General features: G+C 71.5%; 16 protein-coding genes. 9 read left to right on the forward strand and 7 right to left on the reverse strand.

The window, feature by feature from the left end; genetic code table 11:
* Nucleotides 1–52: 52 nt before the first annotated feature.
* The gene (locus ABZU91_RS06790) at nucleotides 53–853 is read left to right on the forward strand and encodes an SDR family oxidoreductase (RefSeq protein WP_355235041.1); all 801 of its coding nucleotides are present in this window, start codon (nucleotides 53–55) and stop codon (nucleotides 851–853) included.
* Between the two features lie 10 nt (nucleotides 854–863).
* Here ABZU91_RS06790 and ABZU91_RS06795 read toward each other — a convergent pair whose 3' ends face one another.
* Together ABZU91_RS06795 and ABZU91_RS06800 are read right to left on the reverse strand one after the other, a co-directional pair.
* Nucleotides 864–1,931 (reverse strand): DUF2855 family protein, encoded by a 1,068-nt coding sequence (locus ABZU91_RS06795; protein ID WP_355235044.1) that lies wholly within the window; start codon nucleotides 1,929–1,931, stop codon nucleotides 864–866.
* A 67-nt stretch (nucleotides 1,932–1,998) separates the two neighbouring features.
* Nucleotides 1,999–3,213, reverse strand: coding sequence for a PP2C family protein-serine/threonine phosphatase (locus tag ABZU91_RS06800; RefSeq protein WP_355235047.1), 1,215 nt, complete (start codon nucleotides 3,211–3,213; stop codon nucleotides 1,999–2,001).
* A gap of 284 nt (nucleotides 3,214–3,497) precedes the next feature.
* Here ABZU91_RS06800 and ABZU91_RS06805 point away from each other — a divergent pair, with 284 nt between their 5' ends.
* The gene (locus ABZU91_RS06805; protein WP_355235050.1) at nucleotides 3,498–4,298 is read left to right on the forward strand and encodes a SigB/SigF/SigG family RNA polymerase sigma factor; all 801 of its coding nucleotides are present in this window, start codon (nucleotides 3,498–3,500) and stop codon (nucleotides 4,296–4,298) included.
* On the opposite strand, the gene ABZU91_RS06810 is transcribed toward ABZU91_RS06805, so the two are convergent.
* Complete coding sequence (locus ABZU91_RS06810) at nucleotides 4,295–5,326, reverse strand: medium chain dehydrogenase/reductase family protein (protein WP_355235053.1); 1,032 nt, start codon at nucleotides 5,324–5,326, stop codon at nucleotides 4,295–4,297. The genes ABZU91_RS06805 and ABZU91_RS06810 overlap by 4 nt on opposite strands.
* Nucleotides 5,327–5,421: 95 nt before the next feature.
* Complete coding sequence (locus tag ABZU91_RS06815; RefSeq protein ID WP_355235056.1) at nucleotides 5,422–5,964, reverse strand: TetR/AcrR family transcriptional regulator; 543 nt, start codon at nucleotides 5,962–5,964, stop codon at nucleotides 5,422–5,424.
* Between the two features lie 134 nt (nucleotides 5,965–6,098).
* Between ABZU91_RS06815 and ABZU91_RS06820 the strand changes: the two genes are divergently transcribed.
* Nucleotides 6,099–6,965 carry an oxidoreductase gene (locus ABZU91_RS06820; RefSeq protein ID WP_355235059.1) on the forward strand — a complete coding sequence of 289 codons (867 nt, stop codon included), beginning with the start codon at nucleotides 6,099–6,101 and terminating at the stop codon, nucleotides 6,963–6,965.
* A gap of 127 nt (nucleotides 6,966–7,092) precedes the next feature.
* Here the strand turns inward: ABZU91_RS06820 and ABZU91_RS06825 are convergent, their stop codons facing one another.
* Entirely contained in the window at nucleotides 7,093–8,643 is a 1,551-nt protein-coding gene (locus ABZU91_RS06825) for an MFS transporter (protein WP_355235062.1), read from the reverse strand.
* Between the two features lie 106 nt (nucleotides 8,644–8,749).
* On the opposite strand from ABZU91_RS06825, the gene ABZU91_RS06830 reads away from it, so the two are divergent.
* The 4 genes from ABZU91_RS06830 to ABZU91_RS06845 all read left to right on the forward strand — a co-directional run bounded on the left by ABZU91_RS06830 (nucleotide 8,750) and on the right by ABZU91_RS06845 (nucleotide 12,954).
* Nucleotides 8,750–9,229: a helix-turn-helix domain-containing protein gene (locus ABZU91_RS06830; protein WP_355235065.1), complete on the forward strand. Its 480-nt coding sequence runs from the start codon at nucleotides 8,750–8,752 to the stop codon at nucleotides 9,227–9,229.
* Nucleotides 9,230–9,428: 199 nt separating this feature from the next.
* On the forward strand, nucleotides 9,429–10,679 hold the full coding sequence (locus ABZU91_RS06835; RefSeq protein WP_355235068.1) for a DUF222 domain-containing protein: 1,251 nt from the start codon (nucleotides 9,429–9,431) through the stop codon (nucleotides 10,677–10,679).
* 143 nt (nucleotides 10,680–10,822) lie between these two features.
* A complete protein-coding gene (locus ABZU91_RS06840; protein ID WP_355235071.1) occupies nucleotides 10,823–11,698 on the forward strand; it encodes an SMP-30/gluconolactonase/LRE family protein in 876 nt (291 codons plus the stop codon).
* 152 nt (nucleotides 11,699–11,850) lie between these two features.
* The gene (locus ABZU91_RS06845; RefSeq protein WP_355235074.1) at nucleotides 11,851–12,954 is read left to right on the forward strand and encodes an L-dopachrome tautomerase-related protein; all 1,104 of its coding nucleotides are present in this window, start codon (nucleotides 11,851–11,853) and stop codon (nucleotides 12,952–12,954) included.
* Between the two features lie 40 nt (nucleotides 12,955–12,994).
* Here ABZU91_RS06845 and ABZU91_RS06850 read toward each other — a convergent pair whose 3' ends face one another.
* Nucleotides 12,995–13,750 (reverse strand): dienelactone hydrolase family protein, encoded by a 756-nt coding sequence (locus ABZU91_RS06850; RefSeq protein ID WP_355235077.1) that lies wholly within the window; start codon nucleotides 13,748–13,750, stop codon nucleotides 12,995–12,997.
* Between the two features lie 190 nt (nucleotides 13,751–13,940).
* Between ABZU91_RS06850 and ABZU91_RS06855 the strand changes: the two genes are divergently transcribed.
* A complete protein-coding gene (locus ABZU91_RS06855) occupies nucleotides 13,941–14,345 on the forward strand; it encodes a hypothetical protein (protein ID WP_355235080.1) in 405 nt (134 codons plus the stop codon).
* Nucleotides 14,342–14,671 carry an SAV_915 family protein gene (locus ABZU91_RS06860; protein ID WP_355235083.1) on the forward strand — a complete coding sequence of 110 codons (330 nt, stop codon included), beginning with the start codon at nucleotides 14,342–14,344 and terminating at the stop codon, nucleotides 14,669–14,671. Before ABZU91_RS06855 ends, ABZU91_RS06860 begins: the two co-directional genes overlap by 4 nt.
* On the opposite strand, the gene ABZU91_RS06865 is transcribed toward ABZU91_RS06860, so the two are convergent.
* Nucleotides 14,632–16,641 (reverse strand): FAD-dependent oxidoreductase, encoded by a 2,010-nt coding sequence (locus tag ABZU91_RS06865; RefSeq protein ID WP_355235086.1) that lies wholly within the window; start codon nucleotides 16,639–16,641, stop codon nucleotides 14,632–14,634. The genes ABZU91_RS06860 and ABZU91_RS06865 overlap by 40 nt on opposite strands.
* Nucleotides 16,642–16,720: the final 79 nt, after the last annotated feature.

Here is a 16,720-nt window from a genome sequence, read left to right on the forward strand (position 1 = left end):
GGTCGAGGATGCGGTAAGCGGATGTGGTGCGAAAGAACGGGACGGGACGGACATGACGGTTCAGATCGATCTTGCCGGTAGGACCGCGCTGGTCACCGGCTCGACCCAGGGCATCGGCGCGGCCATCACGGTCGGGCTCGCCCGGGCCGGCGCGCGCGTGGCCGTGAACGGTCGTACCGCCGCCGGGGTCGAGCGCGCGGCGAAGGCGCTGCGCGACGAGGTCCCGGGCGCCGAGGTGGTCGAGGTGGACGCGGACGTGTCGACCGACGAGGGTACGGCTCGGACGCTCGATCTCCTGCCCAGCGTCGACATCCTGGTCAACAATCTCGGCGTCTTCGGCCCGACCGATGCGTTGGAGATCTCGGACGACGAGTGGCGGCGCTACTTCGAGGTGAACGTGCTGGCCGGCGTCCGGCTGACCCGCGCCTACCTGCCGGCGATGATGGAACGGGGTTGGGGGCGGGTGCAGTACATCGCCAGTGACTCGGCGGTCGTCATCCCCGCCGAAATGATCCACTACGGCGTCTCGAAGACGGCCCTGCTCGGCGTCTCACGCGGCTTCGCCAAGGCCGCCGCCGGCACCGGCGTGACCGTCAACTCGGTGCTGGCCGGGCCGACGCACACCGGCGGCGTGGAGGATCTGGTGGCCGATCTCGTGGGTGACAGCCTTCCGTGGGAGGAGGCGCAGCGGGAGTTCATGCGGCTGCACCGGCCACAGTCGCTGCTCCAACGGCTCATCGAGCCCGAGGAGATCGCCAACATGGTCACGTACCTCGCCTCTCCGCTCGCCTCCGCGACGACGGGCGCGGCGGTCCGGGTCGACGGCGGCTACGTGGACGCGATCGTCCCGTAACGGCGTCCGCTCAGAGCTGGACGACGTGACCCACCCGCGGGGGCGTACGACCGGCGAGGACGTCGAGCCACGCGTGCCGCAGTGCCTCGGGACCGTTGCCGACCCGCACGTCGAGCCACCCGCTCACCATCGGGACGAACCGCTGCCAGGCGGCGGTGAACCGCTCGTCGAGCCCGTCGCGGCCCCAATCCTGGCTGCGCTTGCGCATCTGCACGGGCGCGAAGAAGACCTCCCCGGCGGCGTCGGCGTTGGGCGTCTGGTTGGTGAGCCCGACGGCGATGTCCCGGACGAGCCGGTCGCCGAGGTGATCGCGGAGCGCGGCCCTGGTCGCGGGCGCGCCGGACAGGTCGAGGTACGCCGTGTCGACCGCGTCGAGGGTGTCGATCGCGTCGTACGTGACGACGTCGTCGTAGCAACCCAGTGAGCGCGTGAACGCCAGGTTGCCGGGCGAGGTGAGCCCGACGAGTCGCGCGCCACGGCCGTGCAGTTCACACGCGGCGGCGTACGCCGTCTTGCTCGACGCCGACGACAGCACCAGCGACCGTGCACCGTAGAAGTCGTTGTCGACGACCTGGTCGGCCAGCATGAAGGAGGTGAAGAACAGCGGCCGGAACAGGATCAGCAGGTCCTCCTGCTCCGCCCGGTAGGCCGGGTCGCCGGTGGTCGCCCGGTACGCGTTGTACGGCGAGGGCAACCCGGCCCGGTGCGCGCTCGCGTCGCGGAACCCGGACGCGTCCACCCGGTCCGGGCGGACCACCAGGTGACCGGCGGGAGGGAGGTAGCCGTAGACGCGTTGACCCACCTCGACGCCGGCGACCGTCGACGCGACCACCTCGGCGAACCCCCACAGCGGCGGCAGCCCCCACTGTGGATCGAGTCCCTGCGGGCCGGGCGGAAAGAACTCCCAGTAGCGCATCGCCTCGCCGAGCACGGCGTAGGTCACGTTGTTGGCGGTGAGGCCGACCCGATCGACGCGCAGCAGCGCCGCCCCGTCGGGCACCTCGGGCACATTGCCGTCGGCGAGCGTGGTCCGGGAGAGATCGTCACGGGCCACGGCGAAGGTCCACGAGTCAGCCATGGTGTGACGCTAGACAGCCTCCGAATCCCAGACAAGTGCACTGGGAGTGCAAAATCCCACTCGGCGGTCAGAAGTGCGGCGTGGTGACGTGGCGCAGGTGCCCCAGCGGCAGGTGCGGCGGCTGCCACTCCAGGATCAGGGCCGTCGCGTCGTCGTCGAGCTGCTCGTCCTGGTAGGCGAGGACGGCACGCACCAGGCGGCGCATCGTCTCCGGGCTGGGCAGCCGGTCGTTGAGGGCACGGTTGACGAAGTCGACGAGCCGGTCCAGCCCGAACCGCTCCCCGTCGGCACTGCGCGCTTCGGTGATGCCGTCGGTGTAGGCGAGGAGGCGATCACCCGGGTGCAGCTCCTCCTCGTACACCTGGGGTCTGGTCTCCGACAGGTGACCGAGACCGAGCGGCAGCGCGGTCGGCCCCGGCAGCTCCCGGATCGCCTTGCCGTCGCGCAGCAGCATGGCGCCGGGGTGCCCGGCGTTGATGAGCTTGAGCCGGCCGGTCCGCCGGTCCAGCTCGGCGAGCAGCGCGGTCGCGAAGTAGCTCGGGTGCTCCGAGCGCACCCACCGGTCGATACTGATCGCCGTGTCGACGAGGTCGAGGCCGGTTCGGCGGGCGTTGCGGTACGCGCTGACCACCAGCGACGCCAGGCTGCTCGCCCTGATGCCGTGCCCACAGGTGTCGAAGAGCCCGACGCTGAGCACGTCGCCGTTCAGCGCGTAGTCGAAGATGTCCCCGCCGACGTCGTAGCACGGTTCGAGGATCGCGGTGACCACCAGATCGTCGGTCGCGAAGGTCAGCGGCGGCAGCAGCCCCCACACGATCTCGGCGGCGACCTGCATCGGCAGGCGGCGGCGCATCCGCTCGATGACGTCGCCGTAGCGCCGGCGGTTCACCAGGACCTGGGCGACGTTGACCGCCACCTCCCAGGCGGGCCCGTCCAACGACGTGTCACCGGCGGCCGGCGACACGACCTCCAGGACACCCAGCCGCTCGCAGCCGAGCAGCAGAGGCACCCAGACCCGGTCCGGGTTGTCGGCGGCCCGCTGCACGTCGAGGGTCGTGAACGCCCGTCCGGCCAGGGTCGTCTCGATCGTCAACTCGTCCCGGATCGGACCCGCGCCGAGCATGGGCACGAGGCAGGACTGGGTGTAGTCCGCCAGGTAGATCACGATCTCGGTGGCGCCGATCGCCGGCGCCGCCCGGGTGACGAGGAGCGACAGCTCGTCCGGCCCACCTCGGGGTGCGTTGAGCTGTAGCCAACGCGCTGCGTCGCCAGCGTCGACCACGCTTCACCTCCCCGTGTCCTCACCACCCTAGAAGCCCGGCAGCGAACTGCCAATGTGGGCCTGACCTCGCTTGACCTCCGACCCCTCATACTTTCGGCTAGTAATAACTCGGACTTTCGGGTAGCGTCGGGGCCGACATGTGAACGACATGACGCGGTGGCGAGGCCGGGTTGTGGCCCCTCCTCGACAGCGCATCCCGTCCGTCCATGCGCTCCGGCGACAGCCGGTTCGGATCTCTCTCCGGTCGACCTCGTCGATGGGCTCCCGCAGAGAGGACCATTCCCATGGTCACCACTGTCGAGCACGCCCCCACCACCGGTTTCACCCGTCGTAGCACCGCAGGCCTGGAAGAACTGATCGTCGAGTTGGCCACCACCGCGGTCGACGACCCGCGCCGACCGGCCCTGCGAGACCGCACCATCGAGGCGTGGATGCCACTCGCCCGTCACCTGGCCCGCCGTTACTCGGGACGCGGTGCAAACGACGAGGATCTGATGCAGACCGCGATGGTCGGGCTCATCAAGGCCGTCGACCACTTCGACGCGACCCGGGGCGTCGACTTCAGCGGGTACGCCATCCCGACGATCGTCGGCGAGGTCAAGCGGTACTTCCGGGACCGCACCTGGGCGGTGCGGGTGCCGCGCCGGCTCCAGGAACTCCGGTTGTCGATCAGTGCCGCCAACAGCACGCTGACGCACACTCTGGGCCGCTCGCCGACGGTCGCGGACATCGCGACCTACCTCGACGTCTCCGAGGAAGCCGTGCTCGAAGGGTTGGAGGGTGCCCGGGCGTACCGGGCGACCTCACTGTCCACACCCACGGGCCCTGACGGAACCCTGGAACTCGGCGACACCCTCGGGGAGCACGACCACGAGTTCGACCTCGTCGACCTCCGCGTCGCCCTCGGCCCGGCCCTCGCCACGCTGCCCGAACGCGAGCGCCGGATCCTGAGCCTGCGGTTCCACGGCAACCTGACCCAGGCCCAGATCGCCGAGCAGATCGGCGTCTCCCAGATGCACGTCTCCCGACTGCTCACCCGGGCGCTTGTCACACTGCGCGGGCACCTCGCCGAGGACGACGCCTAGGGTTCCAGCACCACCTTGCCGGGCCGACTGCGGGCCTCGGCGAAGGCCAGCGCGGCGGAGACCTCGGTCAGGGGGTAGCGGGCGGCGATCTGCGGCACGATCACACCCTGGCGCAGGAGGTCGAGCACGATGCCGAGGTCGGTACGCAGGCGACGTCGGAACGCCGCGCCGCGCGTGCGGCGACCAGCCCAGAAGTTGTAGAAGCCGACCCGGTGCCCGTTCGGCAGGGCGTTCCAGGTGTAGAGGCGGGCCAGCAGCTTCACGAAGACCCAGACGATCGACTGCGCATTGCCCGTGGCCGAGGCGTTGCCGTAGACGACGAGCGTGCCGCCGGGAGCGAGCAGCCGGTACGAGGTGCGTACGCCCGGGCCGGCAACCGGGTCGAAGACGGCGTCGACGCCTCCCGGAGACAACTCCCGGACGCGCGCGGCCAGGTCCGGGTCGCGGTAGTCGAGCGGTTCGACGCCGAGGTCCCGCAGCGCCGCGTGGTGTCGCGGGGCGGCTGTGCCGATGACCCGCACTCCGAGGTGGCGTCCGAGTTGGACGAGGACGGTCCCCACCCCGCCGTTCGCGCCGTGCACGAGGATCGTCTGGCCGGTCCGCAGCCGGGCGCGCTCCAGCATCTGCCATGCGGTCACCCCGTTGACCACGACGGTCTCGACTGCGGCCGGGTCCAGGTCGGGCGGGACGGGCGTGAGGTCGTCGACGTCCACCAGGGCGTGGGTCGTCCAGGCACCGGTCTTGGTGACCGCCGCGACCCGGGTGCCGACCAGCGCGCCGTCACCTCCCGGCCCCACCGCCCGGACGGTGCCGACCAGGTCGTAACCGGGCACGAACGGGAACGCCGGTTGGCCCGGGTAGAGGTCGCGGCGCATGCTCTGCTCGGCGTACGAGATGCCGGTGGCCTCGACCTCGACGAGCGCCCACCCTGCGGCGGGAACGGGCATGGCCCGTCGGTTGATCTGGAGCCCGTCCGGCTCCACGACGCCGGGAAGCACCACTTCGGTGATCATTGCACTGCTCGCCATCAGCTTCTCCTTTGTTTGTAAGTGTGCACTCACACACTTAGCTGGCGGAAAAAGTGGGCCGCCAGGAGCGGCCCGATCCGGTCGAACGTTGGGGCTCAGGGGTGCCGGATACCGGCGGTCAGCGCACGAGCCCACGGCTCGGGCACCTGCTCCAGGCCCGCCGTCACGATCAGGTGACAGAGCTGGCCGTACGCGAAGAACTGCTGCACCTGGGCGTCGCCTGCGCCCGACCGGTTCTGCACGAAGGTGGCGACGCGCCGGTAGCCGGCGCGCACCGCCTCGGCGATCTCTGGAACGTCACTGACGGCCTGCGCCTGCACCTGGAGCAGCAGGAGATCGCGATCGGCGATCAACTCGGCGTAGGCGTCACCCATCGCGTCCAGGATCTCCTGCGGACCCGTGCCGTCGGCACGCTCCGCGCCCATCTCGAGCGCCGCGACGATCCGCTCGAAGCACGCCTCGGCCGCCGCCACGAACAACCCGAGCTTCCCGCTGAAGAGCCGGAAGACGTACGCCTCGGAGATGCCGGCGGCAGCCGCGACGGCGGTGACCGGCGTGGCGTGGAAGCCAGTACGCGCGAACGCCGACACAGCGGCGTTCAGGACGGTGGCCCGACGGGCCTCGGCGGTGGATCGCATGTTTGTAAGTGTGCACTCACACACAAGACGGCGTCAAGTCCATGTCGCCGAGCACCTCGCCCTGCCGATCGGGGCGGCACCCGACGGACAGTCGTCCCAGGCATATCCGCGACGACAACGGATAGAGGAATGACATGAGCGACAACCTTCCCGGCGGGGCCCTGACCCTCGCCGACGGCCTCACCCTGAGCCGGATGGGCTACGGGGCGATGCAGCTTGCCGGCCCGCACGTCTACGGCCCACCGCGTGACCGCGCGCAGGCCCTCGCCGTGCTCCGTGAGGCGGTCGACCAGGGCGTGCGCCACATCGACACCAGCGACTTCTACGGCCCCGTGGTGGTGAACGAGCTGATCCGCGAGGCGCTGCACCCGTACCCCGAGGATCTGCACCTGGTCACCAAGGTCGGCGCGCGACGCGGCGACGACGCCTCCTGGATCCCCGCGCTCCGGCCGGACGAGCTGAAGGCCCAGGTCCGGGACAACCTCAAGCACCTCGGCCTGGACGTCCTCGACGTGGTCAACCTGCGGGTCGGTGTGGCCGAGGGCACCGAGGACGATCCGCTGTCGGAGCAGTTCGGCGCCCTCGCGGAGCTGCGGCAGGAGGGTCTGATCCGACACCTCGGGCTGAGCAACATCACGCCCGCCCAGCTCCCCGAGGCCCAGGCCATCGCCCCGGTGGTCACCGTGCAGAACCTCTACAACCTCGCCAACCGGCGGGACGACGCGCTCGTCGACAGGTGCGCTGCGGAGAACATCGCGTTCGCCGCGTTCTTCCCGCTGGGCGGGTTCACGCCGTTGCAGTCCGACACGCTCAACGCCGTGGCCGACCGGGTGGGCGCCTCAGCGCAGCAGGTCGCGCTGGCCTGGCTGCTGCAGCGCTCCCCCACCATGGCCCTGATCCCGGGTACGTCGACGCTGGCGCACCTGCGGGAGAACCTCGCCGCAGTCGACCTGACGCTGCCGGCCGACGCGATCGCGGACCTCGACACGATCGCCGACTGATCGCCGTCGGGTGCGTGCCGGTGTCGACGCGTACCCCGGCTCAGGCCGGTGCGACCGCGGCCCGGCGCTGGCGCGCCTGGCTGGTGCGGCCCTGCGCCGACGAGGCCTGGGCTGTCGCTGATGCGGGCTAGTGCTGGTGCTGATGGGGGCGGTTGCGGATCAGAGTCAGCGCGAGGGCGGCGGTGACGAGGAAGACGACGCCGGTCACCCGCAACCCGGCCTGGACCCCGGAGGTCATGGCCTCGGCGAGCGCCGCCCGCACCGGCTCGGGCAGCGGCTGGTCGCCGCCGGTCGCGCCGGCGGCGACCGCTGCCCGCACGGCGCTCCGCGTCGGTTCGTCGACCTGGTGGGCGGTCAGGCGGTCGGGCAGGTCGGCCGCCATCGTGGTGGTCAGCAGCGTGCCCAGCAGGGACGAGCCGAGCACCGATCCGACCTGGCGGGAAGCGTTGACCGCGCCGGAGGCCATCCCGGCCCGGGCCGGTGCCACGCTGGCCAACGCCGCCGCTGTCGCCGGCGCCACCACCAGACCGCTGGCCGCACCGAACAGCACGAACAACGCCCAACGGTGGTCGAACGTCGTGGTCGGGCCCTGCGCCGCCAGCCCGAACACGGCCACCGCGCCGAGCACCAGGCCGAGGGTGAGAGGCGCCTTGAATCCGGTACGCCGGATGGTCCGCCCGGCGGCGAAGGCCACGAGAACGTACGCGCCGAAGAGCACCAGCATCCGCCAGCCGGTGTCCAGCGGGCTGAGAGCCTGGGCACGCTCGTGGAAGAGGACCAGCAGGATCGCCACACCCGTGAAGCCGAACAGCGACACGGCGGCGACCACCATGACGGCGCTGAAGGACGCCGAGCGGAACAGCCGTACGTCGAGCATCGGCGCGCTGGTACGCAGCTCGACCAGCACGAACGCGACGAGCGCGGCGGCCGAGACGACCCAGACGACCGTCACGACTCCGCTGGTGTAGCCGTCGCGGCCGCCCTGGATCATGGCGTAGACGGCGGCGGCGATGGCGACGGTGCCGAGCAGCAGACCGGGCAGGTCGAGTCGACCGGCGCTGGGCCGCGACTCGGCCACCCCGATCGCGGCGACGACGAGGGTCACCACGCCCAGCACGATCGTCGACAGGTAGACGCTGTGCCAGGAGTGATGGTGCAGCAGCCCACCGGCGATGAGCGGGCCGACCGCCAGACCGATGCCCGAGGCGGCCGACCAGGCGGTGATGACCTCCGTACGGCGGTGCGGGTCGGTGAATGTCGCGCCGAGGATCGCCAGGCTGTTCGGCAGGATCAGGGCACCGCCGAGACCGGCGACCAACTGGCCGAGGATCACCCAGGCCACCGAGGGCGCACTGGCGATGACAGCGCCACCGACGACCATCGCCAGGATGCCGGCGCCGAACATGCGCCTGCGCCCGTAGCGATTGCCCAGGGTGGCGGCGGACAGCACCAGACTCGCCACGACCAGGGTGTACGCGCTGGGAATCCAGATCACGGTGGTCGGGTCGACCCGAAGGTCGGCCTGGATGGTGGTCAGGGCCGACACCGTGGCGGTGATTTGCAGGAACGTGATCATCGCGCCCAGGCACATGGCGATCAGAGTCACCGGCCGGGAGCCGCGAACTGTCGTACGGGTGGTGCCGGCCGGAGCGGTCGGCGCCGTGCTGCTGGTGGTCACAAGGCGTCCTCGGGCTGAAGTCCCGCTGGCTTGCGGTTGCATAAGTCAGCAGCGCCCCAGTTAATCACCTGGCTAGCCTTGTCGCAAGCCAGGTAGTCTGGGTGACATGGAGGACCTACGGGACGACCGCGAATCCTGGTCGATGGAGAACTGCTCCGTCGCACGCGCGATGGAGATCGTCGGCAGCCGGTCGACAATCCTGATCATGCGTGAGGCGTTGCTCGGCACACGCCGTTTCGACGACTTCGTCCGCCGCGTCGGCGTCGGAGAGCCCGCCATGGCGGCCCGCCTCAAGGAGATGGTCGGTGCCGGCCTGCTCGAACGAATCCCCTACCGGGAGCCAGGGCAGCGCACCCGCCACGAGTACCAACTGACCCGCAAGGGCCAGGAACTGCTGCCTGTCATCACCGCCCTGCGCAACTGGGGTGACACCTGGAGTGCCGACGAGGCCGGCCCCGGCATCCTCGCCACCCACCACGACTGCGGCGAACCGGTCCGCGCGGTACTGCGCTGCGCCGCCGGGCACGACGTCGGGAGCGGTGACATCGACATCACCGCAGGGCCAGGCCTGATCCGTCGCGACTGACCCCTCGACCCAGGCCCGCCACCTGCGGCACCACGGCCACCTCGTACTCGGGCGGACGATGCGCTCGGGCGGTCTGATGCGCTCGGGCAGCGAATGCGCTCGGGCGGTTTGATGCGCTCGGGGCGTCGGGGCGCGAGCCCTGGACAGCGATCGATCCCGGTCTACGAAAATTGTCGTACAGGTGTTCTAGTCTCTGGTCATGGTGGAAGGGCTGGCGCAGGCAGAGGCCGCTGTCGCGGCCTGCGCCGACTCGGCGCCGTGGGCCCTTCCTGGCGACGATCTCATCACCGCGCTCGACACCGCACACCGCGTCGAGCAGCGCCTCGCCGCCGTCAAGCTGGCCCTGATCCGGGAGCTTGACGGCAGGGGCACGGCAGTCGCTCAGGGTGCGTCGTCCACGGCGGTCTGGCTGCGCGAACGCCTCCACCTGACCGTCCCGGCCGCCCACCGTCTCGTCGGCCTCGCCAGCACCCTCGACGCCGGCCATCCAGCGATACGACAGGCACTCGCCGACGCCGACATCACGCTCGACCAGGCCGGGGTCATCAGCGACGCCGTCACCACGGTGCAGAACACCGCCGGCGCGGAAGCCGCCGACAAGGCCGTCACCGTGCTCGTCGACTGGGCCGGGCAGTTCGACCCCGCTCTGCTGCGCCGCCTCAGCACCCGCATCCTCGACCACGTCGCGCCCGACATCGCCGACGCCGCTGCCCGCGCCGCCATAGAGGCCCAGGCCCGGCGATCCGCTCGGGACCGGCACGTCACGCTGTCCCGACTGTCCGACGGCCGACTCCGACTCGGCGGCTTCCTCGACGCCGGGACGGGCGGCCTACTGCGCTCGGCGCTCGACCCGATGACCGCTCCCACTGGCCCCGACGACACCCGCAGCCCTGGGCAACGCCGTCACGACGCGCTCGCCGACATCTGTCGACTCGCCCTGCGCACCGGGGAGCTACCCGCCAACGGCGGCGACCCCGCCCAGATCGTCGTCACCACCAGCTACGACACACTGACCCGGCAGCTCAACAGCGGCTTCCTCGACACCGGCCCCACGCTGACCCCGGAGACAGTGCGCCGCATCGCCTGCGACGCCGCCATCCTGCCCACCGTCCTTGGCGGCACGGGCCAGGTCCTCGACGTCGGTCGACAACGCCGCCTGATCACCGGGCCACTGCGTCGGGCACTCGTCCTGCGCGACCGCGGCTGCGCGTTCCCCGGCTGCGACCGCCCACCTCGCTGGTGCGACGCCCACCACATCCGACACTGGGCCGACGGCGGCGGCACCAGCCTCGACAACGCCGTCCTCCTCTGCGGCCACCATCACCGCCACATCCACCACAGCGACTGGAACGTCCGGCTCGGCGGTGATGGCCAGCCGGTCTTCGTTCCACCCGCCTGGCTCGATCCCGAACAGATTCCCCGACGCAACCACTACCACCGGCGTACATGAGCCAACCCGCGCCAACGGCCGGCCCCCGACCGGCAACCATGCCCTCTGCGGGAGCGTGGACGGTGGAGATGCGCGGTACGGTCCGCTGACCGGCGGTCGGCGGCAACGCCACGGACCCGCTGGAGAGCCGCAGGAGGCGCGAGATGGAGCTGACCGAACCGACCGTCTGGAACGCGGAGCGGTTGGAGCTGGGCGAGGGGGTGCGCTGGGTCGACAACCGGCTGGTCCTCGTCGACCTGCTGGCCGGGCGCCTGCTGGAGACCGGCGGCGACCGGCCCGGCCCACTACGCGAGCTGCGCCGCCTCGACGTTCCGCTCGGCGCGGTCGCCCCCGTGGCCGACCGGCCCGGCGAGTGGCTGGCCGCCGCCGGCACCGGCATCGCCGTGCTGCCCGCCGCCGGTGATCCCCGGCCGGTCGCCGACCTGGTGGCCGACGCGCCCGAGCCCACCCGGATGAACGACGCGGTCGCCGACCCGCACGGCCGCTTCTGGGCCGGCAGCATGACGTACGCCGGCGGCCCCGGCGGGGGCACGCTGTACCGGCTCGACCCAGGCACGGCACCGGTGCCGGCGGTGACCGGCCTGTCCATCCCGAACGGGCCGGCCTTCGACGCCACCGGCACCACCATGTACCTGGCGGACACGCCGCGCGGCGCGATCGACCGGTTCGTCGTCGACCCGGCCACCGGCGACCTGCACGGGCGGGCGCCGTTCGTGCGGCTCGCACCGGGCGAGGGCAGCCCGGACGGGATGACCGTCGACGCGGCGGACCACCTCTGGATCGCGCTGTGGGGCGGCTCGGCCGTCCGCCGCTACCGGCCCGACGGCACCCTGGACCGGGAGATCCGGCTACCGGCGGTCCAGCCGACCGGCATCTGCCTGGGCGGCTCCGACCTGCGGCGACTCTTCATCGGCACCGCCTCGATCGGCCTCACGCCGGCCGGTCCCACGGACGGCGCGCTGCTCGCGGTCGACGTCGCCGTGCCCGGCCTGCCGATCTCGTACGCCCGCGCCGCCTGAAACGACCCGCCCGACCCGACCCGCCCGACAGCCCGACCCGTTCAGCAGCGCGGCGGAGGCATATCGGACGCCGGGGCGGGAATAGCCACGCCGGAAGCGGCAGTGGGTCGACCATCAGGGGGCTGGACGATGAGCACCATGGAGCGTGCGGCGTGAACGGGCCGGTCGGCGACGAGCCGCTCGGCGAGCTGGAGTTGGTGCACACCTTCACCGGGCCGATGCCGACCGGGGTGAGCGTCTCGCACCAGGGTCGGATCTTCATCAACTTCCCGCAGTGGGGCGACGACTCGCACGTCAGCGTGGTCGAGCTGCGCGACGGCCAGGAGGTGCCCTACCCCGATCAGGCGTGGAACAGCCCGTCCGGCGTCGACGACGCGGGCGCGTTCGTGTCCGTGCAGAGCATCGTGGTGGACCCGGCGGACCGGCTGTGGGTGGTGGACACCGGCAGCCCGAAGTTCCAGCCGACGAAGCCGGGTGGGCCGAAGCTGGTCCGGATCGACCTGGAGACCGACACGGTGGCCCAGGTGATCACCTTCCCGCAGGACGTGGCGCCCTCGACGACGTACCTGAACGACGTGCGGTTCGACCTGCGCAAGGGCGAGGCCGGGGTCGCCTACATCACCGACTCGACGGACTCCGGGCCGAACGGGATCATCGTGGTCGACCTGGCCAGCGGGGCCTCCTGGCGGCGGCTGCACGACCACCCGTCCACGAAGGCGGACCCGGTGACGACCTTCCGCCCGTTCGTCGAGGGCCGTCCGCTCATGAACCGGCCCCCGGACGGGCCGCCGAAGCCGATGGCGATGGGCTCCGACGGCATCGCCATCTCGGCGGACGGCGCTCGGTTGTACTACTCCCCGCTGATGTCCCGACACCTGCACAGCGTCTCGGCCGAGGCGTTGGCGGACCCGTCGGTGACCCAGGAGGCGGTCGCCGCGACGGTCGTCGACGAGGGGGACAAGGGCACCGGGTCGGACGGGTTGGAGTCCGACGACAAGGGGCGGCTCTACTTCACCTCGTACGAGCACAACGCGGTGCTGCGGCGGCTCCCGGACGGCGAGTACGAGACCTTCGTGCACGACCCGCGGCTGCTCTGGCCGGACACCATGTCGGTGGCCACCGACGGGTACCTGTACGTGACGGCCAACCAGCTGCACCGGCAGCCGCAGTACCAGCGGGGCCAGGACCTGCGACGCAAGCCGTACGGGCTGTTCCGTGTCCGCGTCGACGCCGGCCCGGTGCTGCTGCGCCCCTGACCGACGCAGGACGCAGCCCGGGCCTGCGGGTAGGCCCGCGTCAGTCCACCGGCAGGGTGCGGTCCAGCAGGTCGAACAGGGCCGCCCAGTGCCGTTCGGTGCCCTCCTCGTGGTACATCGGGGTGTCGGCCATCGTGAAGCCGTGGTGGGCGCCCTCGTACACCTCGGAGCGGTAGCGCACGCCGGCGGCGTCGAGCGCCTTCTCCAGCGTGGCGATCTGCTCGGACGTCATGGACTGGTCCGCGTCGGCGTGCCCGAAGTACAGCTCGCCGGTGATGGCGCCGACGCCCAGGTGCGGGCTGTCCGGCGCGTCGGTGACGACCCGCCCGGCGTGGAAGCTGGCAACGGCGGCGATCCGGTCCGGGTACGCCTCGATGGCCCGCAGCGCGTTCGTTCCGCCCATGCAGTAGCCGGTGATCGCCACCGGACCCGGCCGGACGTCGTCGCGGGCGGCCAGGAAGTCCAGGTACGCGGCGGTGTCCCGGCTGATCGCCTCCGGGGTCAACGCCCCGATCAGCGGCACGATCTTCTCGAAGAGGGCACCCCGCTGGTCGGCCTCGCCGAGCCGCGACAGGTCGAACAGCGGCGCCCGGCCGGCCCGGTAGAACAGGTGGGGCGTGAGCACCAGGTAGCCGCGTTCGGCGATCCGCTCGGCCATCTCCACCAGGCGGGGCCGGGGGCCGAAGGCGTCCATGAAGAGCAGTACGGCCGGGAACGGGCCGTCGCCGTCGGGCCGGGTCAGGCTCGCGTCCGCCGTTCCGTCGCTGGTCGGGATGTCCACCGTCGTCGTCTGCACCGAGCCTCCTCGTACGCCGATCTTGGTCGGTTCCGACGTTACTCGCCCCGCCGAAGTGCCCGACACCGCTCCAGCGCGGAGGCGATGCGGAGGCGATGCGGCGTCAACGACGCGTCAAGAATCGGCGGGCGCCCGTCGAAACGGCGTATCGGCGGCCCCTTCGCCGCCGGTGGACGGTGACGATGGGTCCATGAGCCCTTGGCGGATGACGCGTTGGGAACGCGGGAATGTGTCGCCCGACACCGACACCGGCGGCGATCCGATCGAGCCGGCCGCCGGCGTGGGGACGCCCGAACGCCGGCACGAGGCCCTGGTCAGCGTTCGGCTCGGGCCGTCCGCGCCCGGCAGCCACCTGGTGGAGTACCTGCGGCACGAGCCGTGCGCCGTCGACGCGTGGTGGATCGCCGCCGATGTCGACGCCGTGGTGCGGCTCTCCGCGAACAGCATGACCGTGCTGCATCGAGCCGTGGCCGACCTGCGTCTGCGCGCCGGGGTGGAGGTGGCCGAGGCCAACTACATCCTGCGCGCGCTCGACCTGTCCCGGCCGGCCGAGCGGCGCGACGACGCACCGGTGTGGGCGGTGTCCGCCGCATGAGCCCGATCGTCTACGTCGTTCCGGTGCGTGCGCTGCCGGGACGACTGATGGGGATGCTGCGGACCGGGCGTACGCCGCAGGGCGAGCGGGTGGGTGTCGCCTTCACCCGACCCGACCTGCTGGTCACCGCGATGGGCGCCGACCAGGCCTGGGAGGAGCTGTGCGAGTCGGCCCTGCGCGGCATGCTGCGGCCGCTCGGCATCGACCGGATCCAGGTCGACCCGCTGCTGGTGGCGCCACCGGTCGACGAGAGCATCGGCGACAGGGCCGCGCCGAGCGCCCCCGTTCAGGCCGGCACGAAGCGCACCGCGTCGGCGACCACGTAGCCGTCGGTGTTCTCGGTACGGATCAGCACGCTTCCGTCGCTGCCCGCCGTGAACGGGTAGATGCCCAGCGCCACCCACTGGCCGCCGGACTGCCGCTGGTCGACGGTGCGGGTGGTCACCCCACCGGAGTACGTGATGTCCACCGGCACGTTCGTCGCCCGGTTCGGGTGCCCGGTCCAGCGCAGCTGCACCGTCCACGATCCGGAGGTGGGCAGGGTCGGGCGGAACCGCAGCCGGTTGACGCCCTTGGCGGTGTTGCCGTCGTGTTCGTAGTCCGCGCCGTAGTAGCCGCCGACGTCGACGCTGCGCACCCACGTGCCGGCCCGGGTGATGCCGCTGGCCGCGGCGTTGTCCAGGATCACCTCGCCGGGCATCCCGGTGTCCAGCACCGCGCCGTCCTGACGGAGCCGGGCCTGGAGGGCGGGTACGGAGATGGTCTGCACGGGGAGGTTGCCGGTGAGCGCCAGGGACGCCGCGGTGGCCGCCGCCTGCCCGAGGATCATGAACACGGGTTCCATCCGGATCGAGCCGTACGCGATGTGGCTGGCCGAGAGGCAGACCGGCACGAGCAGGTTGGCGCACTGTGCCTCGTGCGGGACTATCGCGCGGTAGCTGACCGGGTACGGCTGCGGGACGCTGATCTGCACGTCCCCCTCGTTGCGGACCCTGCCGTCGACGACGACCCGCTGACAGTTGTGCGAGTCCATCGTGTAACTGGCCAGACCCACGGAGTCGGTGGCGCGTACCCGGCCCCGGCAGTCGGCCTCGGTCATGACGTACGCGGAGACCATCCGGCGCGCCTCGCGGATGTAGAGCAGCGGCGGCCAGCCGCCCGTGCCGGTGAACTCGTCGACCGGCAGCCCCCACCGGGCGGTCGACTCACGCACCGAGGCCGGTAGCCGGGGATCGTTGGCCAGGAACCACATCAGCCCCTGCTGGTACGTGCGGTGCTCGGCGATGATGCTCTCCCGGGCGGCCCAGCTCGCCGTCGGGTACGCGTAGTTGAAACCGATGTCGTCGGTGGAGACAGCGCCGTTGTTGTTGGAGTCGGTCTTGCCGCCGCCGATCGAGTTGCTGGTGAAGTACGGCCCGGTGTAGCCGGCCTGGATGTGGCGCAGCAGCAGCTCGTACCGGATCGGGTCGTAGCCGGACGGCCTGCCGAACGGGATGCGGTTCGCCGCCTGGGTCAGGCACATCCGGAAGCAGTACGCCTGGATGCGATCGTCGCCGCTGCCCTGCGGGGCGAGTGGTGTGGTGGAGATGCCCGGCAGCAGGCCGCTGGCGGGCGAGCCGGCCGTGACGTACGGGTCGACGGGGTAGACGAACTGGTGGGTGCTGCGGGACTGCACCCCGTTGATCGTCTCGCCGTAGGTGTCGTTGGACTCCCGCCCGACGGTGAACCCCACCCCGGCCATGGCCAACAAATCGCCCTCGTAGGTGGCGTCGACGAACATCGCACCCCGGTAGACCGAGCCGTCCTCGGTGCGCAGCTCGGTGATCCGGTTGCCGGTGCGGCCGAGGCTGGACAGCCGCGCGTCGACGATCACCGGGACGTCCGCCTCGGCCAGCATCTCCGCGAAGACCTCGGTGGCGACGTGCGGTTCGAAGGTCATCCGCAGCGGGGACGTCGGGGTGAGGATTCCGCCGTGGTACTTGACGTACACCCGGCGGTAGAACTCGGCCGCCAGCCCGCCGATGGACGCCTGGATGCCGGTGTCGGTGGCGCCGAGCCCGGCGGTGCTCAGCCCGCCGACGTGCCCGGTGGGCTCGACCACCACGGCGGTGCGGCCGAGCCGGCGCATGGTGATCGCGGCGGCCAGCCCGCCGGAGGTGGCACCGTAGACGACCAGGTCGGCGGTGGTGACGGCGGCTCGGGCGGGGCCGGCGCGGAACCGGTCGGCCAGGCCGGCCAGGACGAGACCGGCGCCGCCGGCGGTCAACAGCCGGCGGCGGGACAGGGGTAGGGACACGGCGAACTCCATCGGGGTAACCGGAGGTGACGGTTACAGAAGCACGCCGCTGCCGCTGCGGTACGAGATTCTTCAATCT

Source organism: Micromonospora sp. NPDC005174 (genome assembly GCF_040608495.1).
Taxonomy (GTDB): Bacteria; Actinomycetota; Actinomycetes; order Mycobacteriales; family Micromonosporaceae; genus Micromonospora.

Excerpts from the sequence above, each read along its gene's own strand:
- ABZU91_RS06860 (WP_355235083.1), top strand. The coding sequence starts at position 14,342 with ATGAGCCCGATCGTCTACGTCGTTCCGGTGCGTGCGCTGCCGGGACGA.
- ABZU91_RS06810 (WP_355235053.1), bottom strand. The coding sequence starts at position 5,326 with ATGGCGAGCAGTGCAATGATCACCGAAGTGGTGCTTCCCGGCGTCGTG.
- ABZU91_RS06790 (WP_355235041.1), top strand. The coding sequence starts at position 53 with ATGACGGTTCAGATCGATCTTGCCGGTAGGACCGCGCTGGTCACCGGC.
- ABZU91_RS06835 (WP_355235068.1), top strand. The coding sequence starts at position 9,429 with ATGGTGGAAGGGCTGGCGCAGGCAGAGGCCGCTGTCGCGGCCTGCGCC.
- ABZU91_RS06805 (WP_355235050.1), top strand. The coding sequence starts at position 3,498 with ATGGTCACCACTGTCGAGCACGCCCCCACCACCGGTTTCACCCGTCGT.
- ABZU91_RS06855 (WP_355235080.1), top strand. The coding sequence starts at position 13,941 with ATGAGCCCTTGGCGGATGACGCGTTGGGAACGCGGGAATGTGTCGCCC.
- ABZU91_RS06840 (WP_355235071.1), top strand. The coding sequence starts at position 10,823 with ATGGAGCTGACCGAACCGACCGTCTGGAACGCGGAGCGGTTGGAGCTG.
- ABZU91_RS06815 (WP_355235056.1), bottom strand. The coding sequence starts at position 5,964 with ATGCGATCCACCGCCGAGGCCCGTCGGGCCACCGTCCTGAACGCCGCT.
- ABZU91_RS06795 (WP_355235044.1), bottom strand. The coding sequence starts at position 1,931 with ATGGCTGACTCGTGGACCTTCGCCGTGGCCCGTGACGATCTCTCCCGG.
- ABZU91_RS06820 (WP_355235059.1), top strand. The coding sequence starts at position 6,099 with ATGAGCGACAACCTTCCCGGCGGGGCCCTGACCCTCGCCGACGGCCTC.
- ABZU91_RS06830 (WP_355235065.1), top strand. The coding sequence starts at position 8,750 with ATGGAGGACCTACGGGACGACCGCGAATCCTGGTCGATGGAGAACTGC.